At 64.8% G+C, this 25,648-nt stretch carries 19 protein-coding genes and 1 pseudogene; 10 read left to right on the forward strand and 10 right to left on the reverse strand.

Annotated features, from left to right (window positions below; all coding sequences use genetic code 11):
* Positions 1–257 precede the first annotated feature (257 nt).
* The 3 genes from QMG25_RS15440 to QMG25_RS15450 form a co-directional block, all read right to left on the reverse strand.
* Entirely contained in the window at positions 258–905 is a 648-nt protein-coding gene (locus tag QMG25_RS15440; RefSeq protein WP_283461802.1) for a PepSY domain-containing protein, read from the reverse strand.
* 93 nt (positions 906–998) lie between these two features.
* Positions 999–1,664, reverse strand: a complete 666-nt coding sequence (locus tag QMG25_RS15445) for a potassium channel family protein (protein WP_283461804.1) — start codon at positions 1,662–1,664, stop codon at positions 999–1,001.
* Position 1,665: 1 nt separating this feature from the next.
* Positions 1,666–2,337, reverse strand: coding sequence for a potassium channel family protein (locus QMG25_RS15450; protein ID WP_283461806.1), 672 nt, complete (start codon positions 2,335–2,337; stop codon positions 1,666–1,668).
* Positions 2,338–2,663: 326 nt separating this feature from the next.
* Between QMG25_RS15450 and QMG25_RS15455 the strand changes: the two genes are divergently transcribed.
* The 7 genes from QMG25_RS15455 to QMG25_RS15485 all read left to right on the forward strand — a co-directional run bounded on the left by QMG25_RS15455 (position 2,664) and on the right by QMG25_RS15485 (position 15,045).
* Entirely contained in the window at positions 2,664–4,634 is a 1,971-nt protein-coding gene (locus tag QMG25_RS15455; RefSeq protein ID WP_283461808.1) for an APC family permease, read from the forward strand.
* A gap of 5 nt (positions 4,635–4,639) precedes the next feature.
* Positions 4,640–6,070, forward strand: a complete 1,431-nt coding sequence (locus QMG25_RS15460) for a class I SAM-dependent RNA methyltransferase (protein ID WP_283461810.1) — start codon at positions 4,640–4,642, stop codon at positions 6,068–6,070.
* 8 nt (positions 6,071–6,078) lie between these two features.
* A complete protein-coding gene (locus QMG25_RS15465) occupies positions 6,079–8,613 on the forward strand; it encodes an HAD-IC family P-type ATPase (protein WP_349307149.1) in 2,535 nt (844 codons plus the stop codon).
* 68 nt (positions 8,614–8,681) lie between these two features.
* Entirely contained in the window at positions 8,682–11,525 is a 2,844-nt protein-coding gene (locus QMG25_RS15470) for an aconitate hydratase (protein ID WP_283461812.1), read from the forward strand.
* Between the two features lie 261 nt (positions 11,526–11,786).
* A complete protein-coding gene (gene dxs, locus QMG25_RS15475; protein ID WP_283461814.1) occupies positions 11,787–13,778 on the forward strand; it encodes a 1-deoxy-D-xylulose-5-phosphate synthase in 1,992 nt (663 codons plus the stop codon).
* A gap of 29 nt (positions 13,779–13,807) precedes the next feature.
* Entirely contained in the window at positions 13,808–14,368 is a 561-nt protein-coding gene (locus QMG25_RS15480) for a DUF402 domain-containing protein (RefSeq protein WP_283461816.1), read from the forward strand.
* Positions 14,365–15,045, forward strand: a complete 681-nt coding sequence (locus QMG25_RS15485) for a hypothetical protein (protein ID WP_283461819.1) — start codon at positions 14,365–14,367, stop codon at positions 15,043–15,045. Before QMG25_RS15480 ends, QMG25_RS15485 begins: the two co-directional genes overlap by 4 nt.
* Positions 15,046–15,099: 54 nt before the next feature.
* On the opposite strand, the pseudogene QMG25_RS20620 reads toward QMG25_RS15485, so the two are convergent.
* A pseudogene (locus tag QMG25_RS20620) lies at positions 15,100–15,351 on the reverse strand (MBL fold metallo-hydrolase); the annotation flags it as partial.
* Between the two features lie 337 nt (positions 15,352–15,688).
* Here QMG25_RS20620 and QMG25_RS15490 point away from each other — a divergent pair.
* From QMG25_RS15490 to QMG25_RS15500, 3 genes are read left to right on the forward strand one after another with little or no spacing between them, the layout of a single operon-like run.
* Positions 15,689–16,957 (forward strand): bifunctional alpha/beta hydrolase/OsmC family protein, encoded by a 1,269-nt coding sequence (locus QMG25_RS15490; protein ID WP_283461822.1) that lies wholly within the window; start codon positions 15,689–15,691, stop codon positions 16,955–16,957.
* Position 16,958: 1 nt separating this feature from the next.
* Positions 16,959–17,690 carry a flavodoxin family protein gene (locus tag QMG25_RS15495; protein ID WP_283461824.1) on the forward strand — a complete coding sequence of 244 codons (732 nt, stop codon included), beginning with the start codon at positions 16,959–16,961 and terminating at the stop codon, positions 17,688–17,690.
* A 52-nt stretch (positions 17,691–17,742) separates the two neighbouring features.
* Entirely contained in the window at positions 17,743–18,732 is a 990-nt protein-coding gene (locus QMG25_RS15500; RefSeq protein WP_283461826.1) for an aldo/keto reductase, read from the forward strand.
* A 63-nt stretch (positions 18,733–18,795) separates the two neighbouring features.
* On the opposite strand, the gene QMG25_RS15505 is transcribed toward QMG25_RS15500, so the two are convergent.
* The 6 genes from QMG25_RS15505 to QMG25_RS15530 form a co-directional block, all read right to left on the reverse strand.
* On the reverse strand, positions 18,796–19,431 hold the full coding sequence (locus QMG25_RS15505; protein WP_283461828.1) for a GNAT family N-acetyltransferase: 636 nt from the start codon (positions 19,429–19,431) through the stop codon (positions 18,796–18,798).
* Entirely contained in the window at positions 19,424–19,876 is a 453-nt protein-coding gene (locus QMG25_RS15510; RefSeq protein ID WP_283461830.1) for a Rieske (2Fe-2S) protein, read from the reverse strand. Before QMG25_RS15510 ends, QMG25_RS15505 begins: the two co-directional genes overlap by 8 nt.
* A gap of 61 nt (positions 19,877–19,937) precedes the next feature.
* Positions 19,938–22,082 (reverse strand): 3-hydroxyacyl-CoA dehydrogenase NAD-binding domain-containing protein, encoded by a 2,145-nt coding sequence (locus QMG25_RS15515; protein WP_283461833.1) that lies wholly within the window; start codon positions 22,080–22,082, stop codon positions 19,938–19,940.
* Positions 22,079–23,386 (reverse strand): thiolase family protein, encoded by a 1,308-nt coding sequence (locus QMG25_RS15520; protein WP_283461835.1) that lies wholly within the window; start codon positions 23,384–23,386, stop codon positions 22,079–22,081. Before QMG25_RS15520 ends, QMG25_RS15515 begins: the two co-directional genes overlap by 4 nt.
* Positions 23,387–23,542: 156 nt before the next feature.
* The gene (locus QMG25_RS15525; RefSeq protein WP_283461837.1) at positions 23,543–25,000 is read right to left on the reverse strand and encodes a ribonuclease D; all 1,458 of its coding nucleotides are present in this window, start codon (positions 24,998–25,000) and stop codon (positions 23,543–23,545) included.
* 174 nt (positions 25,001–25,174) lie between these two features.
* Positions 25,175–25,570, reverse strand: coding sequence for a pentapeptide repeat-containing protein (locus QMG25_RS15530; RefSeq protein WP_283461840.1), 396 nt, complete (start codon positions 25,568–25,570; stop codon positions 25,175–25,177).
* Positions 25,571–25,648 lie beyond the last annotated feature (78 nt).

A 25,648-nucleotide genomic window follows, 5' to 3' on the forward strand; every position in this document is an offset into this window, starting at 1 on the left:
TCAGGGCCAAAGGGTTCAATGGAAGGAAGAGTGATCGCACCAAGCAGTGCAGCCACATCCGCTGTGGCTGCAAAGCCCCGGTCCCCGGGGAACTCCTCCCGACTACTCATACCCCCATAATACCCCCGCCGTTACACCACCGCAATAGATACGCGTACATAGATACGATTGATTCGCCACGTTCCAGCACCGGTCCCATCAAGACCGAGCAACGCCGAAAATGAGGAGAACTGGCAGCCTTGGACGGTCGTTGAACGTCAGTTGGTGTGCTTCTTCTGGATGAGTTCACCGCTGCCGGCGTCGATGAGGACGCTGTACTTTGCGTCGGGAGACTCGCGCACTTCGGCCTCCCACACGACAGTTCCGTTTTCGTCGTCGAGTTCGAGTTCAACGACAGTGCGATTGGGCACGATGGACAACACCTTGTTGGCGGCAGCTTCGTAGTCCACGGATGCGGCTTTCATCCGGCTCACATGCCTGGCCTTGTCGACTGCGTCGTCGTGCTCGGACGTTGGCCCGGACAAGACGCTGGCGCCGTCTGCGGAAACCTGCATCTCGTGTTCGGTGCCGTCCGCGGCGGTCACTTCAACCTCCCATCCCTCTCCGTTGCCTTCCATGTCGAGGGAGGTGACAGTGCTGTCGGGGACGGCGTTCAGTGCCGTGCGGCCCGCCTGGACGAGCGCGCTTAGCGAGGCCGCACCGTCCGCCGTCGCACCGTCCGCCGTCGCGCCGGGCGCGGCAGGCTCGGAGCTTTGCTGGGTGGCATCGCTGGCTTGTGGCGCCGCCTCGGTCATGCTCTGGGTGGCGGTGACCGGCGGCGGCGGATCTGTTGGCGAATCGGGCTTCGTGCAGCCGGTCAGGGCAAGGGTTGCGACTGCCAGAATGGCCAGGGTGCAGCGGGACATGGGACACCTCGTCTTCGTTGGGCGGCGGCGCGCCGCTGTCGATTCCTACCGATGCTACGGCGGCCCGCTGGTACTGGCAACGACGAGATTGCCCTATTCGCCGTGGCCGGAAAGCAGCGTGCGCAATTCGTTTTCTGCAGCGATGGTGGTGAGGAAGAACAGTTCGTCGGCGGCCTCCACAACATCGTCGGCACTCGGCGTGATGGGGGCTTCGTCGCGAAGGATGGCCACGAGCGTGGTGTCGAGCGGCCAGTTGACGGCGCCAACAGTCAACCCGATCACGTGCGAATCAGCGGGCACGGTGAATTCAACGAGCGAAGCCACTCCTGTCTGCAGGGTCATCAAGCGCACCAGGTCGCCAATTTCCACGGCTTCCTCCACCAAGGCCGTCATGAGCCGCGGGGTGTTGACCGCAACGTCCACACCCCAGGAGTCGTCAAACATCCAGTCGTTCTTGGGGTTGTTGACACGGCCCACAGTGCGTCCCACACCAAATTCGGACTTGGCCAGCAGCGAGACCACAAGGTTGACCTTGTCATCCCCGGTGGCGGAAACGACGACGTCGGCCTCTTCCAGTTTCGCCTCGCGCAGGGTGCTGATTTCACAGGCGTCGCCCACCAGCCACCGTGCCCCGCGCAGGCCGCTCTTGCCAATTACCTCCGGCTTGGGGTCGATCAACAGGGTTTCGTGGCCATTGGAGAGCAACTCCTTGGCAATCGAGCAGCCCACGCTGCCTGCACCAACGATGACAACCAGCATGTTAAAGCTCCTTGATCGGTGCGGCAGAAAGAATGTGGGCGACTTCGCTGGACTGCTTGCCGACCAACATGGCATGCACTGTATCGCCCTGCTGATAGCTCGTGTCGGGACCGGGCAGCATGCCTTCGCCAAAACGCGTCAGATACGCCACCCGAACCCCGGAAGCCTTTTCAATGTCCAAAATATGCCAGCCAATCCACTCCGGATGCAGTGTCAGCTCGCTCAACAGCAGCCGGCCGGACGGTTCGCGGAAGTCGCCCTTGATGGCGGATTCCGGAAGGATGCGGCGCAACACCTGGTCGGCGCTCCAACGCACGGCGGCCACTGTGGGGATGCCCAGGCGCTGGTAGATCTCAGCGCGGCCCGGATCGTAAATCCTGGCGACGACGTGTTCAACATGGAAGGTCTCGCGGGCCACGCGGGTGGCCAGAATGTTGGAGTTGTCGCCGCTGGAGACGGCGGCAAAGGCGTAGGCACTTTCAATGTCCGCCTGCTTGAGGGTTTCCCGGTCAAAACCAACACCGGTGATTTTGTGCCCGCCAAACCCCGTGCGCAGCCGCCTAAACGCCCGCTCGTCCTGGTCGATGATGGCCACCGAGTGGCCGGAGTCCTCCAAGGTGTGGGCCAGTGTTGCTCCCACGCGACCGCAACCCATGATCACAAAGTGTGCCACTGATGCTCCTTGTCATGGCAGCCCCGGCATCACTGCCGGGATCTGCTGCTGGTGCCGCATGCTTTGGCATGCGGTGCGGGTCCAATTTGACGTTGCCGGTGCCCCGGCGGTCAAGTTGAGACCGATGGGGCAGTGCCGTGCCCCGCCAAACCTGCGTTGCTGTACCGAGTCAAACTTCCCCGAACCTCCCGGACCCCCGGAAGCCGCGAGAAGCCGCGAGAAGCCGAATGAAAAGGGTGGCGCGGTCAGCAGAACCAGTGTGTCACGCGGCTCCTTCCAAAGTCATTGCCATCCGTGCGTGTCTTTCTGGTGCTAGCGTTACCCGCGTGCTGAATTTTTTCAACGCGTTTAAGCGGGTCCTGGTGGGGCGTCCGTTCCGAAGCGACAAGTTGTCCCACACGCTGTTGCCCAAACGCATCGCGCTTCCGGTGTTTGCCTCCGACGCGCTCTCTTCGGTGGCCTACGCCCCTGATGAAATTCTGCTCACCCTGGCGTTGGCCGGTGCTGCGGCAGTGACGCTGTCCCCTTGGGTGGGGCTGGCGGTCATGGTGGTCCTGCTGACGGTGGTGGCTTCCTACCGCCAGAACGTGCACGCCTACCCGTCGGGCGGCGGCGACTACGAGATTGCCTCCGTCAACCTCGGCAAGCGCGCCGGTCTCACGGTGGCCTCGGCCCTCATGGTGGACTACGTCCTGACCGTGGCAGTGTCCATGTCCTCCGCCGCAAATTACCTGGCCACGGCCATTCCCGGCTGGCACGGCACACAAGCCGTGATCGCCGTCGTCGGTGTCATCATCCTGGCGCTGGTGAACCTGCGCGGCATCAAGGACGCAGGAAACGTGTTTGCCGTTCCCACCTACATTTTCATGTTCTGCATCTTCTCCATGACGGCCGCCGGTCTCTTCCAAGCCGCCACCGGCAGCCTCGGAAGGGCGCCGTCGGCCGAGTTTGAGATCATCCCCGAAGCAGCCTTCAACCAGGGCCTGGTGGGCCTGGCCGGGGCATTCCTGCTGCTGCGCGCGTTCTCCTCCGGCGCTGCGGCGTTGACGGGCGTTGAAGCCATCAGCAACGGCGTGCCGAACTTCCGCAAGCCCAAGAGCAAGAACGCGGCCACCACCTTGCTGCTGCTCGGCGCCATTGCCGCCGGCATGATGGCAAGCATCCTGTTCCTGGCCAATGCCACCGGCGTGCACATTGTGGCCGATCCGCACACCGAATTCCTTGTCAACGGCGTCGCTCCGCCGGCCGACTACGTGCAAAACCCGTCCATCAGCCAAATCGCCTCCACGATCTTCGGCGCCGGTTCCATCCCGTTCTTCATCATCGTGGCCGCCACCGGCGTCATCTTGGTGTTTGCCTCCAACACTGCGTTCAACGGCTTCCCCGTGCTGGCCTCCATCCTGGCCAAGGACGGCTTCCTGCCCCGTCAACTGCGCACCCGCGGTGACAGGCTCGCCTTCAGCAACGGAGTGATCCTGCTGGCCATCGGCGCCCTGGTGCTCATCGTCGCCTTCAACGCGGACGTCACCCGCCTCATCCAGCTCTACATTGTGGGCGTGTTCATCTCCTTTACGGCCAGCCAGCTGGGCATGGTGCGGCACTGGACCCGGGAACTGCTCAAGGTCAAGGACAAGCCGGTGCGGTACCGCATGATGCGCTCACGTGTCATCAACACCCTGGGCTTTTGCATGACGCTGACGGTGCTGCTCATTGTGCTGGTGACAAAATTCGAGCAGGGCGCCTGGATTGCGCTGCTGGCCATGGCCGTGCTGTTTGTCATCATGTGGGGGATCCGCTCGCACTACGACAACGTCGCCAAGGAACTCGCCGTCGAGACGGATTCCCCGCTCAAGGCCCTCCCCGCCCGCATCCACGCGGTGATTTTGGTCTCACACGTGCGCAAGCCCGTGGTCCGCGCCGTCGCTTTCGCCCGGGCATCCCGGCCCTCCACCCTCGAAGCGATCACGGTGGATCTGGATCCTGTCGAGACCGAGCAAACGCTGCTGGATTGGGAGAGGCTGGCCATCCCGGTACCGTTGACTGTGTTGGCGAGCCCCTACCGGGAAACGCTGACACCGCTGATCAACCACATCAAGGCCATGCGCCGGGACGCCCCGCGCGACTTGATTGTGGTGTACATCCCGGAATACGTGGTGGGCAAATGGTGGGAGCAACTGGTGCACAACCAGACGGCCCTGCGCATTAAGACGCGATTGCATTTTGAACCCGGCGTGGTGGTGGCCAGCGTGCCTTGGCAGTTGAAGTCCTCCACCGACGCGAAGAAATATCAGGAATAGAGCATATGAGCGAGCCCACCAGCACCCCCCGCCTCACCGTCACCGTGGGGCCGGTGGCCCATGGCGGCCATTGCGTTGCCCGGCATGAAGGGCGCGTGATCTTCGTCCGCCACGGCATCCCCGGTGAGACCGTGGAAATTTCGCTGACCGAGCACGACGACGAGGCCAAGTTTTGGCGCGGGGACGTCACCCGGGTGCTTGCGGGCTCCCCGGAACGCGTCACCCACTTTTGGCCCGAAGCCGATGCGCTGAGGGCCGCGGTGCGGCACGGCGCGCCCGTCGGGGGCGCCGAATTCGGCCACATCTCCCGCAAGGGCCAGCTTGAACTGAAAACCGCCGTGGTGCGCGAACAGCTCGAACGTTTGGGCGGCCTGCGCACGGCGGCCATCGACGCGTTGTTCAGCGACGGCGTTGAGGATGTTGACACGAATGGCAGCACGGACCAGCAGGCAGGCCTGGGCTGGCGCACGCGCGTCGGCTTCGCCGTCACGCCCGCAGGGAAACTGGGCATGCACCCGCACCGCTCCCACGCCGTTCTGCCCGTGCAGGAAATGCCGCTGGCCCTGCCCGCCGTGAACGAACTGCGCCTGTGGGAGCTCGACTTCACCGGCATTGATCGCGTCGAAGTGGCGGCCCCCGCCAACGGCTCTGGCGTGCTGGTGCTGCTGGCACCCGCCGCAGACTTGAGCGAAAAAGCCGCCGGTGCCGCAGTCAAGCGCGTTGCTCGGGCCCTGGCTGCACTGGAAACTCCGCCGTCGGTGGCCCGCTGGAACCCGGAAAACAGTGCCATTGAAGTTCTCAACGGCCGCGGCTGGGTCAGGGAAACCACCGACGACCACGAATTCCGCGTCTCCGGCGACGGCTTCTGGCAGATCCACCGCAAGGCGCCGGCAGTCCTCACCGACGTTGCCCTCGGCTTCCTGCTCCAGGGCGGCTACCTGAACGACGGCGCCGACGTGGCGGATCTGTACGCCGGCGCCGGGCTTTTCACCGCACCCCTGGCCGACGCCGTGGGACCCGACGGCAGCGTGCTCTCGGTGGAAGGCTCCGCAGGCACCAGCCGGGACGCGCGCAAGAACCTGCACGCCAGCGAACAGGTGGAAATCCTGCAGGGCAGGGTGGAAAAAATCCTGGGCACGCAGTCCCGCGCCTCGCGGACCGCAGCCGGACAGCGGCGCCGGTTTGACGCCGTCGTGCTTGATCCGCCGCGCGCAGGTGCCGGAAAAGCAGTGGTGCAGGCGCTGGCAGCCACCGCCCCGGAGGCCATTGCCTACGTCTCTTGCGACCCCGCAGCTTTTGCGCGCGACGTGAAGTACTTTGCCAACGTCGGCTGGAGCGTTGAAAAGCTCCGTGCCTTCGACCTGTACCCGCACACCCACCATGTGGAGACAGTGGCCTTGCTGGTGCCGGCTGTGAAAGCAACCACCAGCAACTAGGACCGGACTTGAACCAGACTCCTACAAAGGTCCGTCCGCCGCGGCGCGACCTCACTCGGAACAAACCCAAGGGCACAGTCCTGGCCGAACGGCGAGACGAGCACCGCCGTCAGGCCATGGAGCAGGCTCGCGAAAAGCTTGCGCCGGTCGATGCGGCCCAGCTTGAACGCAGCGGGCTCAGTGCAGTGCAAATCCAGGAACGACGCACGGCACTGCTGACAAATGCCGTGGCCCACGAGAGCAGTCGCAGCGTCTGGGCCATTGTGCGGGCCAACGTCTTCACCCTGTTCAACACGGTGTTGGGCAGCTGCCTGGTCCTGGTGCTGGTGGTGGGGGACCCCCGCGACGCCTTGTTTGGTTTCATCGTGCTGGCCAATGCCGCCATCGGGGTGGTGCAGGAATACCGGGCCAAGCGCACGCTCGACAAGCTGGCCGTGCTGCACGCCCCGCTGGCCCGGGTGCTGCGCGAGGGGCGGGAGGAGGAGATTGCGGTCGCCGACGTGGTCCAGGACGACGTGCTGCTGCTGCGCACCGGCGACCAGATCCCGGCCGACGCGATCATCCTGTCCGCCGAGGCGCTGGAAATTGACGAGTCGTTGCTGACGGGGGAGTCCGACCCCGTCAGCAAGACGGCCGGCGCCATGACCTTGTCCGGCTCTGCCGTAGTGGACGGCTACGGCACGGCGCGCGTGCACAGGGTCGGCAGCGAAGCCTATGCATCGGCGTTGACGGCCGAGGCACGCCGCTTTTCGCTGGTGAATTCTGAGATCCGCAATTCCATCAACCGAATCATCCTGTACATCGCCTGGGCGCTGATCCCCATCATTGTGCTTGTCATCAACGGCCAGATGAGCGCCCACGGCGGCTGGGCTGTGGCCGTGGCCTCCGGGGATTGGCGGATAGCGGTGGTCAGTGCCGTGGCCAGCATTGTGGCCATGATTCCCGAGGGCCTGGTGCTCTTGACAAGCATTTCCTTTGGGATGGCCGCCGTGACCCTTGCCAAACGCCAGGTGCTGGTCCAGGAGTTGCCCGCCGTGGAGGGCCTGGCCCGCGTGGACATGGTGTGCCTGGACAAGACGGGAACGCTGACAGAGGGCAGCATGGAATGGGCCGGCACCACCGTCTTTGACGCCGTGCCCGGGTGGGAACAGGTCCTGGCCTGGAAGGGCGACCATCCCAACGCCAATGCCACCTCCGCCGCCCTGGCCGCCGAATATGCCGACGTCCCCGCGGAACGTCCGACGGCGGAGATCCCCTTCAGCAGCGCCCGAAAGTACAGCGCTGTCACCTTCGGCAACGGCCCCATGGTCGGTGAATGGGTGCTGGGTGCCCCTGAGCTGGTCTTGACGCACGAATCCCACCAGGAAGCCCTCGCTGCGTCCTTCGAAGCCTCAGGGCGCGGCCTGCGCGCGGTGGTGCTGGCACACAGGGCGCCTGCCACGGACAGTGCGGGGCAGGGGGAACTCCAAGCGGTGGCACTGTTGACGTTCCGTGAAAAGGTGCGCCCCGACGCCGCCGAGACGTTGGCGTACTTCCGCGAACAGGGCGTTGAACTGAAAATCATCTCCGGCGACAACCCCCGCACTGTGGCCATCGTGGCCCGTGAAGTGGGCTTTGAGTTCACCGGCGACGGCTACGACGCCCGGGCACTGCCCGAAGACCGGGAAGCCATCGCAGACGTGCTGGAGCACGAAAGCGTGCTGGGGCGGGTCACACCGGAACAAAAAAAGTCCATCGTCCTGGCCTTGCAGAGCCGCGGCCATGTGGTGGCCATGACGGGCGACGGCGTCAACGACGCCTTGGCGCTCAAGCATGCCGACATGGGAATCGCCATGGGCAGCGGCGCGGCAGCCACCAAGGCCGTTTCCCGGCTGGTACTGCTGGACGGCAAGTTCTCCCACCTGCCCTCGGTCGTGGCCGAGGGGCGACGCGTCATCGCCAACGTGGAGCGCGTGGCCAATTTGTTCCTGACAAAAACCACCTACGCAATCATCATTTCCATCACGATTGGCATCTTGATGTGGCGTTATCCGTTCCTGCCCCGCCAGCTCTCCATTGTCAGCTCCATGACCATCGGCATCCCCGCCTTCTTCCTGGCGCTGTTGCCCAACAACAGGCGCTACAAGCCCGGATTCCTCCGGCGAACGCTCATGTTTGCCATACCGGCCGGAACCATTGTGGCCGCCTGCATCATGGCGGTTTATTCCTTCGCCTACGCTTTCCCGAACGCCTCGGTCGACGAAGGGCAGATGGTGACCGAGGCCCAGACGGCGGCGACCATGACGGTGCTGATGGTTGCACTCTGGGTGCTGGGCGCCCTGGCTCGACCCTTCGACAGATGGCGGGCGCTGCTCGTGGCGGCCATGGTGGCCGGGCTGGTCCTGGTGATGGCCGTGCCGTTCGCCCGGAATTTCTTCGCACTCGATATCCCCAGCGGCGGTCTTTTGACGGCTACGATTGCGGTAACTGCAACAGGATGCCTGGCGATCGAGCTGCTCTACCGTTACCTCAAGAGGCGCGGAGCGGTTTCCGAGCGTGAGTAAGGCATGCCTAACTGGCGTCCTGTCCCATGCGTGACAAAGATAAAAGTAGTGGCGAGAGGAGTCCATCGATGACCAATGTGGACAGTTTTGGATCCAAGGGCGTACTTAATGTAGCCGGGACCGAATATGAGATTTTCCGACTGAACTCGGTTGAAGGCGCAAAGAGCCTTCCGTTCAGCCTCAAGGTTTTGCTGGAGAACCTGCTTCGCACCGAGGACGGTGCAAATATTACGGCCGACCACGTGCGTGCGTTGGCAGCTTGGGATCCCAGTGCGGAGCCCAACACAGAAATTCAGTTCACCCCGGCACGCGTCATCATGCAGGACTTCACGGGAGTCCCCTGCATCGTTGACTTGGCCACCATGCGTGAAGCCGTCAAGGAACTCGGCGGCGACCCCAGCCGCGTGAACCCCCTGGCCCCTGCCGAGATGGTCATTGACCACTCCGTGCAGATCGACGTTTTCGGCAACTCCGGCGCGATCGAGCGCAACATGGAGATCGAGTACCAGCGCAACGGTGAGCGTTACCAGTTCCTGCGCTGGGGCCAGAGCGCATTTGAGGACTTCAAGGTTGTCCCCCCGGGCATGGGAATCGTGCACCAGGTCAACATCGAGTACTTGGCCCGCACCGTCATGACCCGCGAGGTCTCCGTGAACGGGGAAGCACCGGTTCTGCGCGCCTACCCGGACACCCTGGTCGGCACCGACTCGCACACCACCATGGTCAACGGCCTGGGCGTGCTGGGTTGGGGCGTTGGCGGCATCGAGGCAGAGGCAGCCATGCTTGGCCAGCCCGTCTCCATGCTGATCCCGCCCGTCGTCGGCTTCAAGCTGACGGGCTCCATCCCGGCAGGCGCCACGGCAACTGACGTGGTGCTGACCATCACCGAGCAGCTGCGCAAGCACGGTGTGGTGGGCAAGTTTGTTGAGTTCTACGGTGAAGGCGTTGCCGCCGTGCCGTTGGCAAACCGCGCCACCATCGGCAACATGAGCCCGGAGTTCGGCTCCACGGCTGCCATGTTCCCGATCGACGACGTCACTTTGGACTACCTGCGCCTGACCGGGCGCAGCGATGAGCAAGTGGCACTCGTTGAGGCCTATGCCAAGGAACAGGGCCTGTGGCACAACCCCTCGGTGGAGATCACCTTCTCCGAGTACCTGGAGCTGGACCTGTCCACGGTGGTTCCCTCCATCTCAGGGCCCAAGCGTCCCCAGGACCGCATCGAGCTGACAAACTCCAAGCAGCAGTTCCGCACGGATCTGAAGAACTACGTCTCCGAAGGAGACTTCGCTGAAGGCAACACGATCGACGAGTGCTTGGAAGAGTCCTTCCCGGCTTCCGACGCCCCGTCCTTCACCCACCCGGGAAGCCACCAGCACGACACGGAGCGTCAGGTTGCCTCGGCCGCAGTCGGTGCCGAGGGCCGCTCATCGGCCCCGATCCACGTCACGAACGAATCCGGCGTTGACTTCGAGCTGGACCACGGCGCTGTTTCGATCGCCTCGATCACCTCGTGCACCAACACCTCCAACCCTTCGGTGATGCTCGCTGCAGCCGTGCTGGCCCGCAACGCCGTCAACAAGGGCTTGGCGTCCAAGCCGTGGGTCAAGACCTCTGTTGCCCCCGGCTCGAAGGTTGTCACTGACTACTACGAAAAGTCGGGTCTCGTTCCCTACCTGGAGAAGCTCGGCTTCTTCACGGTCGGTTACGGCTGCGCCACCTGCATCGGCAACTCCGGCCCGCTGGACACCGAAATCTCTGCAGCCATCGCTGAAAACGATCTTTCCGTCACCGCGGTTCTCTCCGGAAACCGCAACTTCGAAGGCCGCATCAACCCGGACGTGAAGATGAACTACCTGGCCTCACCGCCGCTGGTCATCGCGTACGCCCTGGCCGGCACCATGGACTTCGACTTTGAAGCAGATGCGCTGGGCCGGGACGAAAACGGCAACGACGTGTTCTTGAAGGACATCTGGCCGAACCCGGTCGAGGTCCAGGAAGTCATGGACGCCTCGATCGACCGCGAGATGTTCACGAACTCCTACGCCACCATCTTCGACGGCGACGACCGCTGGAAAGCATTGGAAACCCCCGAGGGCAACACGTTCGAATGGGATCCCAAGTCCACCTACGTCCGCAAGCCCCCATACTTTGACGGCATGAAGGCTGAAGCCGATCCGGTGGAAAACATTGCCGGTGCACGCGTGCTGCTCAAACTGGGCGATTCCGTCACCACCGACCACATCAGCCCTGCAGGCTCGTTCAAGTCGGACACCCCGGCCGGGGCGTACCTGTTGGAGAACGGTGTGGAGCGCAAGGACTTCAACTCCTACGGTTCACGCCGTGGAAACCACGAGGTCATGATTCGCGGCACGTTCGCGAACATCCGCATCCGCAACCAGCTCCTGGACAATGTTGAAGGCGGATTCACCCGCGACTTCACCGTGGACGGCGGCCCGCAGGCCTACGTCTACGACGCTTCCATCAACTACCAGGACGCCGGCACACCGCTGGTCGTGCTGGCCGGCAAGGAATACGGTTCAGGTTCCTCACGCGACTGGGCAGCCAAGGGCACGGCACTTCTGGGTGTCAAGGCTGTTGTTGCCGAAAGCTACGAGCGCATCCACCGCTCCAACCTCATCGGCATGGGCGTTCTCCCGCTGCAGTACCCGGCAGGAGCGAACGCGGAGTCCTTGGGCCTGACTGGCACGGAGACCTTCTCCGTGGAAGGCGTCACCGAACTGAACAACGGCACCACGCCCAAGACGCTGTTGGTCACGGCTGTTGCTGAAGACGGAACCACCGTGGTCTTCGATGCCGATCTGCGCATCGACACCCCCGGCGAAGCCGACTACTACCGCAACGGCGGCATCCTGCAGTACGTGCTGCGCCAGATCTCCGCAGCCAGCTAATCCCCACCCGCCGGCCCGTAAATCGCTGACGCGATTTGCGGGTACCTGGCAGGCGTGGGCCCATCCACGCCCTCCCGGGCTCATGTCGCTGGCGCGACTTGAGCCCGGGGCCCTCGGGCGTGTGGGCCCACCGCTTTGCGCAAGTGGCGGGACAAGGTTGCAGTGAGCAAGGGGCGGGCATCCGGGAAACCGGGTGCCCGCCCCGGTACATTAACGATCGCGATAGTCTTAGACCTTGACTGTGCACCCGGGAGGTATGCCATGGGACTTTTAGAAACCATCACGGATCCGCGTGACCTGAGCAGGCTCAGTGATACCCAAATGGAGTCGCTGGCCCAGGAAATCCGCGACTTCCTCATTGCAAACGTGTCCCAGACGGGCGGGCACTTGGGGCCCAACCTGGGTGTCGTGGAACTGACGCTTGCCATCCACAGGGTCTTTGACTCCCCGCGGGACAGCATTGTCTTTGACACCGGGCACCAGTCCTATGTGCACAAATTGGTAACGGGCCGGCAGGACTTCTCCACCTTGCGCCAAACCGGCGGGCTCTCCGGGTACCCGGACCGCGGCGAATCAGAGCACGACATCGTGGAAAGCTCGCACGCGTCCTCCTCGCTGTCCTGGGCCGACGGGATTTCCCGCGCCCGGAAGCTGACAGGCGAAGGCGACCGCTACGTGGTGGCCGTTGTTGGCGACGGAGCCCTGACGGGTGGCATGACGTGGGAAGCCATCAACAATATTGCCGCCGACAAGGACAGACGCGTGGTCATTGTTGTCAACGACAACGGCCGCTCCTACGCCCCCACGGTGGGTGGCGTGGCTGAGTACTTGGCGTCCCTACGCCCGGCCATCGACCACGTCCGGACGCGAAAAAGCTATGAAGCGTCCATGACGTGGGGCAAGAAGCGCTTGCAGGACGGCAGCGTTGCGGGCCGCTTCGTGTACAAGAGCCTGCATGCCGCCAAGACGGGCATGAAGGATTGGTGGGCCCCGCAGGGGCTCTTTGACGATTTGGGGATGAAGTACTTGGGGCCCGTGGACGGCCACGACGAAAAGGCCATGGAAGCTGCGCTGACGGCTGCCAAGAATTACGGCGGACCCGTCATTGTCCACGCCTACACCGAAAAAGGCCGCGGCTATGCCCCGGCACGGGCAGACATCAATGACCAATTCCATGCCGTGGGCGTCATCAACCCCGAGACAGGTGTCTCGGTGGAAGCAGCGGGTGGCAAGTCCTGGACGTCGGTCTTCGGCGAGGAAATCACCAAGATCGCCGAAGAACGCGAAGACATTGTAGCCGTCACGGGGGCCATGTTGCAGCCTCTTGGCTTGACGGCCTTTGCCATGGAGTTCCCCGACCGCGTGGTGGATGTCGGCATTGCAGAGCAGCACGCCTTGACGATGGCGGCAGGCATGGCCTTTGGCGGCCTGCACCCTGTCGTGGCCATGTATGCCACGTTCCTCAATCGCGGCTTCGACCAGCTGCTGATGGACATTGCCCTCCACAAGGCCGGGGTCACGATTGTTCTCGACAGGGCCGGTGTCACGGGCCCGGACGGCCCCAGCCACCACGGCATGTGGGACTTGGCCATGCTGCAGATTGTTCCTGGCCTGCACTTGGCAGCCCCGCGCGACGAGGTGCGGCTGCGCGAGGAACTGCGCGAAGCCGTGGCCATTTCCGATGCCCCCAGCGTGGTTCGCTACTCCAAGGGCAAGGTCGGTCCCGAGGTGGTGGCCATTGAGCGCTTGTACGACGGCGTCGACGTTCTGGCGCGCAACGAGCACGACATGCCCGAGGACGGTGTTGAGCCCCAAACGGATGTCTTGATCGTCAGTGTCGGCGCCATGAGCGAGATGTCCCTCGACGTGGCCCGGCGCATCGGTGCCCAGGGGATCTCGTCCACAGTTGTCGACCCGCGCTGGGTGATGCCCGTGCCGCGCTCCATCGTGCAGCTGGCCTCCCAGCACCGCATTGTGATTGTCGTCGAGGACGGCGTGCGAACCGGCGGGGTCGGCGCGCGCATCCGTCAGGAATTGCGTGCGGCAGGCATTGACACGGCGCTGAACGAAGTGGGCTTGCCGGTTGAGTTCCTGAGCCACGGCACCCGTGCCGAGGTCATGGAACGAGTGGGCCTGACCGCCCAGCGCGTGGCCCAGGACACCGTGGAGCAGGTCATTGGCACCAGGGTGCCCTTTGCCCGCCCGCTGCCCGGCCACCCCGCCCCCCGCACAGGGCAGATGCCAATCCTGTGACGGCCCATCCCGAACTGCTCCCGGCTGTTATGAATGTTCCTGTGCCGGGTGATCTCCCCGTGCCCGGAGACCTCATTGTGGCCCGCAACCGCAAGTACGACGGCACGGCCCATTGGGTGGTGCCCGGACGTTATTTGGGCTCGGACGAGCACGGGCACTGGGTTTTCCAGGGCACGCACGAGTTCATTTCCCGCCCCGGCGCCGCCTCGTACACCGAATCCGATGCCATCTTCCTGATCCCGCACGCGGGGGACTGGGTGGCGACGTTCTTCGACAACGCGCACCCGCACGGCGTCGAACTTTACATCGACCTGGCCATCGAGCTGCAATGGCGGCGCATTCGTCCCGGGGTCGTGGAGTTCCACATGATAGACATGGACCTGGATGTGGTCCGCAGCAAATCCGAGGGGCTGTTCGTGGACGACCGCGACGAGTTTTCCGAGCACGGACGGCAGATGTCCTACCCCGACGCGCTGGTGGCCCGCATGGGAGCGGCCTGTGACGCCCTCACCGAGGCGGTCGCCGCCGCCCTCCCACCATTCGACGGTCGCGCAGCGGCCTGGTTCACCCTAGGAAGGACCCTGCCGTGAGCAGCTCCGAACAAATCAATCAGACCGTCTTGGACGGCCTGGACCCGAACATTGTGCGCATGTACAAGAAGAACGACGACGGCACGCTGGTCTTCCGCGAAGCGTGGGTTGACGCCGGGGGAGCCGAGGAGACGGACGGGGCCGGCAATGGCAGCGGCGCATCCGCTGGAGCAGCTGCGGAGGTGTTCTTCGTGGTCAACCACGGCACGGTGGGACACATCAGCACCTCAAAGGACGCTGCCGTCAAGTCTGTGGAAGAGGCCGAAGGGATGCTTGCGGCGTTTGCCGAACAGTGCGGCGAGGACGGCTATGCCGTGCTGAAACGGGAAGAACAGACGCTGGTGGTGGCCCAGTTTGCGCTGAAGAGCGATCGTGTCAGCGACCGCGACAAGCACCTCGCCCAGCGCGTGAAGGACGCGCTGACCCCGCACCTGGCCTGGCGCGGGAGCGGCGTGCTGGAAAAGCTCGAGTTCACCTCCGCCGGGCACGGCCTGGGCAAGCTGAACGTCTACGTCGTTGCACCGGATGCCGCACGTGCGGTGGCGAACATCAAGGTCTGCATCCGCGAGGAGAAGCTCGACTTCACGAAGCTGACAGTGGCCACCGGTCCCATCGACGACCCGTCCGCGTTGCGCGCCAAGCACAGCCTGAACGGCGGCACCGCTTTTAGCTTGTAGCCGCCGATCACGGTTCACGGGGAAGGGGCCATCCTGCGAGAACGGCGTTCCGTCGTTGCCTTCATCTCGCAAGCTGGCCCCTTTTTCGGCGAGAACGGTGGATGGATGCACCGTTCTCGCGCGTCTGTGGCTGGCTGCGGATCGCAACGCACGCGCACCGGCAAGGGCTGCCGTGTGGTCGGGATGACCGTGTGTGGGGACCACACCGGACACATGGATCCAAGCGGCACCTGCGGCTTCCCGAGCCGCATCGTTAGCACGTCCGGTCGGGCCCATGCCGGTCGACGAGGACAGGGCCGGAGTCATGTGGGGCCAGGCAGGCGAGGAGGTTCAGCGTTGTTGCTGTCGGTCCGAGCAAGCCGGCCGGAAGTTGCCCTTCCATGCTGATGCCCAAAATATCAGCTGCCATAAGGAAGGAGCAGCTCCTGTGTCCTGCGTCCCGTCGGGAAAAGGGGAACACCTCCATCGACAGCAATCTCCGAGCCTGGGTTCCATGGGGTTGCCTGTGGTTGACTTCCATTGTGTGCTGGCTTCCTGCAAGGTAAGCTCGGGCACTCCAGCCACGGACCCCATCGGCTGGGCTGCCGCGACTGTCATTTTGTGTTGCTCTCCCGAGGGGCGCAAGCCAAGGGAGGCACCATCCATGTCGACGTCCAATACCTGCACGTTCACCGGCGACCGCGGGCACCAGCTTTCGGCTCGCTTGGAACGCCCTGATGGGCCGATTCGCGGATCCGCCCTCTTTGCACACTGCTTCACCTGCTCCAAGGACCTTCGGGTGGAACGCCAACTGACCCAAGCACTCGCGGAGCAGGGATATGCGGTGCTGTCGTTCGACTTCGCCGGCCTCGGTCGCAGTGGAGGCGACTTCGCTGATTCCTCCTTCTCCGCCGATGTGGCCGATCTCCGTGCGGCCGCCCGCTACCTATCCGAAACGGTGGCAGCACCGGCACTGCTGGTGGGGCACTCCTTGGGCGGTGCGGCGGTGATCAGCGCCGCGCCCGACCTGCCCAGTGTCCGCGCTGTGGCGACCATCGGCGCGCCGGCGGACACCGCGCACGTGCTCGGCCTCCTTGACGGCGACCTGGACGCAGTTCGCCGCGTTGGATCCGCCCCCGTCACCATCGGCGGAAGGACCTTCACCGTCGGCAGGTCCTTCCTGGACGATCTCGAACAAGGCAATCCCCGCGACCGCATCGCCGAGTTCGACGGTGCCACGATGATCCTGCACGCACCGTTGGACGCTCTCGTCGGCATTGAAAACGCCGAGCTGCTCTACCGCGCGGCCCGCCACCCCAAGAGTTTTGTGTCCCTCGACGACGCCGACCACCTGCTCACGAAGGAAGCGGACGCCCACTATACGGCCACCGTGATCGCCGCGTGGGCAGAGCGCTACCTTCCCGTCACACCCGAGGGAATTCCGGGCGCAGAAATCCTGGGCGGTGGAGTCTCGGGTGCGGGAGGGGAAGGCTACAACGTCGCCGGTGCCACCGCCCGCAACGGCGGCGGGTTCGTGACCCGCTTGGAATCGCGGGGCTTCGTCCTCGCCGCCGACGAGCCTTCCGAATCCGGTGGAACCGAAACCGGTCCGACGCCCTACGACTACTTGGCGATGGCGTTGGCATCTTGCACCGCCATGACCATGCGGGTGTATGCGGACCGCAAGGGGTGGCAGATCGGCGAGCTAGACGCCCACGTCCAGCACGACCGGATCCATGCCAGCGACTGCCGGGAGTGCGAGCACAGCAATGGTCGCATCGACAGGCTCCACCGCACGCTTGAGCTGCCTGAAGACCTCAGCGACGATCAACGCGATGCACTGGTGCGCATCGCCGACCGGTGCCCGGTACACCTCACCCTCGAAGGACAAATCGAGGTTCACACCACCCTGCGATCCCCTGGGAGCATCTGACATGCCTGCGAACGATCTTGACTACTCCGACTTGAGCGCAATGTTCATCAATACAACACTCACCCGCTCACCGGCCACCAGCCACACGCAACTGCTGGTCGACACCAGTGCCGCCATCATGGCGAAGCAAGGTGTGTGCATTGATACGTTTCGTTCGGTGGACCATTCGATTGCGTCCGGAGTGTATCCCGATATGCGCGAGCACGGCTGGGAGGTGGACGCCTGGCCGGAGTTGTTCCCGCGCGTTCTTTCCGCCGATATTCTCGTCATCGCCGGTCCGATCTGGCTGGGAGACAACAGCAGTGAGACCAAGAAAGTCATCGAGCGGCTGTATGCCTACTCCGGGGAGCTCAACGACCGCGGCCAGTGGCTTTACTATGGCCGCGTTGGTGGCTGTCTGATCACCGGAAACGAGGATGGCATCAAACACTGCGCATCCAACGTGCTCTACAGCCTGCAGCACATCGGCTACTCGATTCCACCACAGTCCGATGCTGGTTGGATCGGCGAAGCAGGTCCAGGACCGAGCTACGGAGACAAGCAGGACGATGGCTCGCGGGCGGGGTTGGGCAACGAATTCACGAATCGCAACACCACCTTCATGGCCTGGAACCTGATGCACATGGCACACACCCTGACGTCGATCGGCGGGTTCCCTGCACACGGCAACCAGCGCCGCGAATGGGATGCCGGAGCGCGCTTCGACTTCGAAAACCCCGAATACCGTTCCTGAGCTGCCAGCACCATGTTCTGAAACGGAACCGTTGATTCGCTAGGGTGGAGGCATGACTGAAAACAGCATTGAATACCGCCAAGTGGGCCGTTCGGGATTGACCGTTTCAACAGTGGGGCTCGGGTGCAACAACCTGGGCCGCATAGGAGCCGTCACCGAGACGCAAGAGGGAAGCGATGTGGTGGTGCATGCCGCGCTGGATGCCGGCATCACCCTTTTCGACATGGCCGACATGTACGGGTCCTACGCCGGCCAGGGAGAAACCATGCTGGGGAAGGCGTTGGGCAAGGAACGCGAAAACGCTGTCGTGGCCACGAAGTTTGGCCTCGACGCTTCGGGGGCAAACGGCGTTGACTGGGGCAGGCGCGGTTCGCGCAAATACATCATGCAGTCGGTGGAAGCATCGTTGCGCCGGTTAAACACGGACTACATCGATCTGTACTACTACCATTCCCCGGATCCGCTGACGCCCATCAGTGAGACTCTGGACGCCCTGGACGACTTGGTGAAGCAGGGCAAGGTTCTGTACCTGGGCCACTCCAACATGGCCGGTTGGCAGATTGCCGAAGCGGAGTTCACCGCCAGGGCCTCGGGCGGCCACCGCTTCACGGCCAGCCAAAACCACTACAACTTGATGGACCGTCGCGCCGAACTTGAAGTGGTTCCGGCCGCGGAGGCGTTTGGCCTGGGCGTCTTCCCGTATTACCCTCTCGCCAACGGACTGCTCACCGGCAAGTACAGTGCCGGCAAGGCTCCTGCGGGCAGCCGGCTCAGCCACACCCGCCAACACCTGGTGGAGGATGCCGACCGGGCACAGCTGCAGGCGTTTGGCGACTTTGCCGCCGAACGCGGACTCAGCGAAGTGCAGGTGGCCTTCTCCTGGCTGGCGGCCCAGCCGTCCGTTGCCAGCGTAATTGCCGGTGCCACCAAGCCGGAACAGGTGCGTGAAAACGCCCGCGCCGCTTCGTGGCATCCCACAGCGGAGGACCTCGCCGCCTTGGAAACGATTTTCCCGAAAGAGCCGCGCGTGGCCTTGTTCTAGGCTGTGGCAGCTCTAGCGGGCGCTGGTTCCAGCACGTGGCGGTTCTGGCGGCGATGGCCGAGGCTACGGCGCAGGCGTGTGCCCGGAGTCCAGGATGCGCTGAAACAACAGGTGGTCCTGCCATTCGCCGTTGATGCGCAGGTACTTCTCGGCCAGGCCGATGGGAGTGAAGCCGTTCCGCGAGAGCACCGCCTGTGAGCCGAGATTGGACGTCAGGGTCCCAGCCTGGAGGCGGTGCAGGCCCAGCGTGTCGCGGGCAAGTTCGGCCACCATGTTCAGGGCGGCGGTGGCCAGGCCTTTTCCCTGCCGGTCGGCGGCCACCCAGTAGCCCACATGGGCATTGCGGAATGCGCCCCGGACCACGTCGTTGAGCGAGATGCGTCCGGCGATGTCTCCGTCCTCCACCATCAGCCAGTGGAAGCTGCGCCCGGAAGCAGCTTCCGCGATGGCAGCGGCCAGGAGCGGCTGCTGGCCGTCGGCCGTGAAAAACGAGTCGGGACGCACAGGTTCCCAAGGCTGCAAATAGCTTCGGTTGCGGGCATACGCCTGAGCGAGGGGTGCGGCGTCCGCCATGGCAACAGGACGGATCCGGACCGCCCCCTGCAAGAGTCGTGCCGATCCCGCTGCCTGTCCAGATGCTGCCTGTCCAGACGCTGCCGGCTCGGAGACTTCCCGTTCTGAGACTGCCGGCTCAGACACTGACGGTGATCCACTCACCAGCGATGGCGGCGGCGTAGCGCGGCAGCGGCAGCTTCGCCGGGCCCGTCTGCACGGTTCCGTCGCTGCCCTTGAACACCGATCCGTGGCAGGGGCATTTGAAGTCCACGCCGTCGGGGGCCACCTTGCAACCGGCATGGGTGCAAATGTCGCTATAGGCCAGCACGGTGGTTTCATCGGGACGGAACAGCATCACCTCAATCCCGTTGGCGGTCCCGCCCGCCGTGCTGCCCACGGGCAGTTCGGACACCTTGCCCACCTGGTAGGGGGTGCCGGCCGCCGGAATCTCTTCCGGGGCGGCACCCTTGCCGGGCGTCTTGGTGGCCGAGGGGGCACAGCCCGCCAGGGCCAGGGCGCAGGCAGCGCCCGAGGCAGTGGTGGTGACGCGCAGGGCCGTGCGACGGGTCAGGAAAGGTTCAACAGTCATGCCTGCATTCTCTCAGCTTCAGCTGTGTGAACGCCAAACCGTGCACGACGGCGGCCCGACCCTAGCTTGCCGGGTGGAAGGGCTTCCCGTTGACCCGTTCGGAGGCTCCCACGCGGTCAAGATAGGGAGTGATCCCGCCCAGGTGCATGGGCCAGCCGGCGCCCAGGATCATGCACAGGTCAATGTCCTCCGGTCCTGCCACCACGCCTTCGTCCAGCATGAGTCCGATCTCCTCGGCCAGTGCGTCCTGGGTGGTGTGCAGGAGTTGCTCGGCAGTGGAGGGCGAGTTGCCAAAGCTGAGCAGCGCCAGCGTGCTTTCCGGAATCTGCTGGGTGCCGTCCTCGGCGGTTTCCCACAGTCCCTTGAGCCCGGCGTCGATGAGCGCCTGCTGGTTGCTCGAGACGTGGAAGCGGTCGCCAAATGCTGCGTGGAGCGACTCCGTCACGTGCTGTGCCACGGGGATGCCCACCATGGCCAGCAGGTTGAAGGGCGTCATGGGCAGGCCCATGGGACGCAGGGCGTTATCCGCCACGGCGGCGTCGGTGCCCTCGTCGAAGGCCTTGGACACCTCAGCCATGAGCCGCAACAGCACCCGGTTGACCACAAACGCGGCTGCGTCCTTGACCAACACGGCGCTCTTGCGCAGCGCCTTGGCGGTGGCGAACGCGGTGGCCAGCACGGCGTCGTCGGTCTTGGGGGCCCGCACAATCTCCAGCAGCGGCATGAGGGCCACGGGGTTGAAGAAGTGGAAGCCCACCACGCGCTCGGGATGTGCCAGGTCTTCGGCCATGGCCGTCACGGACAGCGACGAGGTGTTGGTGGCCAGAATGCACTCGGGCGAAACAATGGCTTCGACCTCGGCAAACACTGCCTTCTTGACGCCGAGCTCCTCAAAGACGGCCTCGATGACAAAGTCGGCGTCGGCAAACGCCTCCTTGGACACGGATCCCGTCACGAGCGCCTTGGTCCGATTCGCGGCGTCCTGGCTGACCCGCCCCTTGGCGAGGAGCTTGTCCACTTCGGCGTGCACGTGGGCCACGCCCTTGTCCACGCGCTCCTGGTCAATGTCCGACATGACCACCGGCACCTTGAGCTGGCGCGCAAACAGCAGCGCAAACTGCCCGGCCATGAGCCCGGCCCCCACCACACCAACTTTGGTCACTGGCCGTGCGAGCTTGGGGTCCGGCGCTCCGGCAGGGCGCTTGGCGCGCTTCTGCACCAGGTCGAGGAAGGCATAGACGGTATCGCGGAACTGCGGGGTTTGCATGAGGTCCGCCAGCGCCTCTTCCTCGGCGGCAAAAGACTCTGCCTTGCTGAAGTGCTTGCCCTTTTCCAGCAGCTCAATGACCCGCGCCGGGGCCGGGGCCGCGTTGGAGGTTTTGACTTCCACAAATTTCTTGGCACGCACCACGGCGGCATCCCAGGCGGCGCTGTTTTCTTCGCTGAGCGGTTCGGCCACGGCATTGGGCCGGGCAGGGGTTTCCGCTCCGGCCAGGACGCGGGCTGCCCAGGAAACGGACTGTTCCAGGAAATCGGCCGGCTCAAACAGGGCATCGGCCATGCCGAGCTTGTACGCGGCTGCCCCGCTGAGCGTGCGGTTGTTGGAGAGCGGGTTTTCGATCATCACCTTCACGGCGTTGTCCGGGCCGATCAGACGGGGGAGCAGGTACACGCCGCCCCATCCGGGAACAAGGCCCAGGAACGCCTCGGGAAGCGCCAAGGCGCCGGCACCGGTGGAGACGGTCCGGTAGTTGGCGTTGAGCGCGATTTCCAGCCCGCCGCCCAGTGCCACTCCGTTGATGAAGACAAAGCTGGGCACGCCGAGGTCGTTCAGGGTGGAGTAGACGTCGTGGCCCAGCTGCGCCATCCACAGCCCTGCTTCCCGGTCCCTGACGCCCTTCACGGCGGAAAGGTCGGCCCCGGCGGCCAAGAAGAAGGGCTTGCCGGTGACGGCGACGGCGGCAATCTCGCCGCGGGATGCCCGCTCGCGCTGGGCTTCAAGCACGGTGCCGAATTCCACCAGGGTGTTGGGCCCCAAGGTGGTGGGGCGGCGGTGGTCAAGGCCGTTGTCGAGCGTGATCAAGGCGAGGGTGCCCGCGCTTGTGGCGCCGTCGACACCGGGCAGGGCCACGTCCTGAACGTACGGGTGTGTCACCACTTCGTCGGGGAACAGTGCTGCAAGCTTGTTGAAGTCCTGGGCGCTCATGAGGCGTCCCATTCCGTGGTTGGGGTGGCTGTGATCGAGGCGGCCGAGTCAGGGGCCACGGCGGCAGGGGTCCCCGGCCGAGCTTGCGAGGCGGGGGAGCCGCTGGGGACGAAGTGCGGGTTCTCCCAGATGATGGTGCCGCCCATGCCCAGCCCCACGCACATGGTGGTCATGCCGTATTGCACTGAGGTGTCTTCAGCGAATTGGCGGGCCAGCTGGTTCATGAGCCGGACGCCGGAGGAAGCCAGCGGGTGGCCCACGGCGATGGCGCCGCCATAGCGGTTGACGCGGGGGTCGTCGTCGGCCATGTTGAAGTGGTCAAGGAAGCTGAGCACCTGGACGGCAAACGCCTCGTTGATTTCAAACAGGCCAATGTCCTCGATGGCAAGGCCGGCGTTCTTGAGTGCCTTTTCCGTGGCAGGGACCGGACCGATGCCCATGACTTCCGGTGCCACGCCGGCAAAGGCATAGCTGACGAGGCGCATCTTCACTGGCAGCCCCAGCTCGGCGGCAGCGTCGGCAGAAGCCAAAAGTGCCACGGTGGCGCCGTCGTTCAAGCCGGCGGAGTTGCCCGCCGTGACCCGGCCGTGGGCGCGGAAGGGGGTGCGCAGCGCGGCCAGGTCGGCCAGGCTGGTGCCGGGGCGCGGCGGCTCGTCGAGCGTGTTGACGTTCCAGCCTTGGCCGGGCTTGAGCGTGGCAACGGGGACCAAGTCCGGCTGGATCTGGCCCTTGTTGTAGGCGGCTGCAAGCTTGTCCTGGCTGGCCACGGCGTAAGCGTCGGTGCGCTCCTTGGTGATGGCAGGGAAGCGGTCGTGCAGGTTTTCGGCCGTGTTGCCCATGTTCAAGGCGGCGGGGTCCACCAGGCGTTCGGACATGAAGCGCGGGTTGGGGTCGGCGCCGGATCCCATGGGGTGGTGGCCCATGTGCTCCACGCCGCCGGCAATGACGACGTCGTACGCGCCAAAGCCAATGCCCGACGCCGTGGTGGTCACGGCCGTCATGGCGCCGGCGCACATCCGGTCGATGGCGAAGCCGGGCACCGACTGGGGGAGTCCTGCCAGCAGTGCCGCCGTGCGCCCGATGGTCAAGCCCTGGTCGCCGGTTTGGGTGGTGGCGGCGATGGCCACCTCGTCAATGCGCTCCGCTGGCAACTGGGGGTTGCGGCGCATCAGCTCGCGGATGCATTTGACCACGAGGTCGTCGGCGCGGATGTCGGCATAGATGCCTTTTTCCCCGGCGCGTCCGAAGGGTGTGCGGACGCCGTCAACAAAGACCACGTCCCTAACTTGCCGATTTTGGCTCACGCTTGGCTCCTCAAATGCTTTCAACGGGTGTCGCCAAGCCTACCCATGAGACGGACGACTGTGTCACACATCATGTTACTCACGAGTAACATGGAGGTCAAAAGCGGCGTGGTTGCTTGAATCTTGGCATAAACCCGCAGAGAGGCGAAGCTGTGGCTAGGACTTGGTTTCCTTGCCGTCTTTTGCTTCCTTGGGAGGCAGCGGCTCGGGGTGCGCCAGCGCTTCGGTGAGCATGGGGGCGGTCATCGCGATTTGCCACGGGCGGGCTCCCAGTTCGGCCAGTTGCCCGGCCACCGTTTCTTCGGTGATCTCCGACGGCGGCCGCCAGCACACGCGGCGCAGGAAGTCCGGGGTGAGGACGTTCTCTGCCGGTATGTTGACTCCTTCAGCCAGCTCGCCCAGGCGTGCCCGCGCCGTGGCATACCGGGCGGCCGCTTCAACGTCGCGTTCGGCCCAGATGCGCGGCGGCGGCGGGGCGTTGCTGGAGACCTGCAGGGGTGGCGGTTCATTGCCGTTCTTGGCTGTTTGGATGGCATGCAACCACTTGGGGGCATCGCGTTTGGCGGAGCGGCCATGGAACCCGGACAGTGCCAGCAATGCCGGAACCGTGCCGGGCATGCCCTTGGCTGCGGCCACGATCGCGGAGTCGGGGATGAGCCGGCCCGGGGCTATGTCGCGGTGTTCGGCAAGCTTTTCGCGGGTCTCCCACAGCTCCCGCACGGCGGCCAGCTGGACGCGGTTGCGGATGCTGTGCGAACCGGACGTGCGCCGCCACGGGTCCACGCGGGGTGCCGGAACCCCGGCGTCGATGAGGTGCTGGAATTCCTGGGCCGCGTAGTCGAGCTTGCCGTCGTTTTCCAGCAGTGCTACAAGTTCCTCTTCGAGGTCCACCAGGACCTCGACGTCCAGGGCGGCGTAGCGCAGCCACGGCTCGGGCAGCGGGCGCGTGGACCAGTCCGCGGCGGAGTGTTCCTTGGCCAAGTGGTAGCCCAGCAGCGACTCCACCACGGCGCCGAGCCCCACACGCGGCAACCCGGCAATGCGGGCGGCAAGTTCGGTGTCAAAAAGCTTGTCCGGCCACATGCCGACCCCGGCCAGGCACGGCAGGTCTTGGCTGGCAGCGTGCAAAATCCATTCGACGCCGCGCAGGGCTTCGTCGATGATCTTCAGGTCGGGAAACGCCTCGGGGTCGATGAGCCAAGTGCCGGCACCTTCGCGGCGGATCTGCACCAGCATGGCGCGCTGGCCGTAGCGGAACCCGGAGGCACGTTCGGTGTCCACGGCGGCCGGGCCGCTGCCGCCCGCCAGGGCAGCGGCGCACCTTTTGAGCGCCGGCTCCGTTTCGACAACTGCCGGGATCCCGTCCTGGGGCGTGTCGAGCTCCACGAGTTCAGGGAGTTCGCCCAACTCCACGCGGCGGCCGGCAATGAGCACGGACGTCAAGGGGGCGGGCGCCACATCGGTGCCAATGCCGGTGGAACTGCCGGACGCCTCGCCGGCCGCACCGCCCGGCGGGGCACCGGCAGGGGTGCTTGTGGCCGAGTTGTGGCCGTGGTGGGGGGTGGACTTTTTGTCCCTGGCGCGGCTGTGTGAGCTTGATTCTGCGTTGGTCATGATTGCCCCAGTCTACCGAACGGTCCGCGCCGCTGGCGGGTGGGCGGCACCAGTGGTGGGAGATTCCCTGCTCAAGTGTCGGCAACAGTTCGGGGAAGTGTCTTCTGTTTGCCCAGTTGGGTCGACCTTGTGGGCCATGGTTGCTGGAGCTTTCCGCCCGTGTTGGCAGGAGGCCTACACCCCGGGGTCAGCTGGCCCGGCGATCGCCCCGGCCCGCATGAGTCCGGCCAGCCCCATCACGTGGGCCCCCGTCAGATTTGTGCCGGAGACCTGCGCGCCGTCCAGTTGGGCGTCCGAAAGATCGGCATGGGAAAGGTCTGCCGCAGTGAGGTTGGCGCCCCGAAGATCCGCGTCCCGCAGGCACGCCCCGGCAGCCTTGGCGCTAAAGAGACTGGCTCCGCGCAGGTCGGCCCCGACCAGCGAGGCACCTTCCAGGAGGGCGTGGGAGAAGTCGGCCCCGGCCAAATCCAGCCCGTCGAGAACCACGCCACGAACGTCCGTCCCGTTCAGCCGGGCCGGGCCGGCCGTGAGTGCGTGTTCGATCTCGCCACGCGTCAAGCGCTTCGGCATGGGTTCTCCTTCCCTTGGGGCACAGCTTCCACCTGCCGCTTCAAGGACACCGGCCCATGTGCTGCGCCAACCGGCGGG

Origin of the sequence: Arthrobacter sp. H35-D1 (assembly GCF_030063185.1) — a bacterium.
Taxonomy (GTDB): Bacteria; Actinomycetota; Actinomycetes; order Actinomycetales; family Micrococcaceae; genus Specibacter.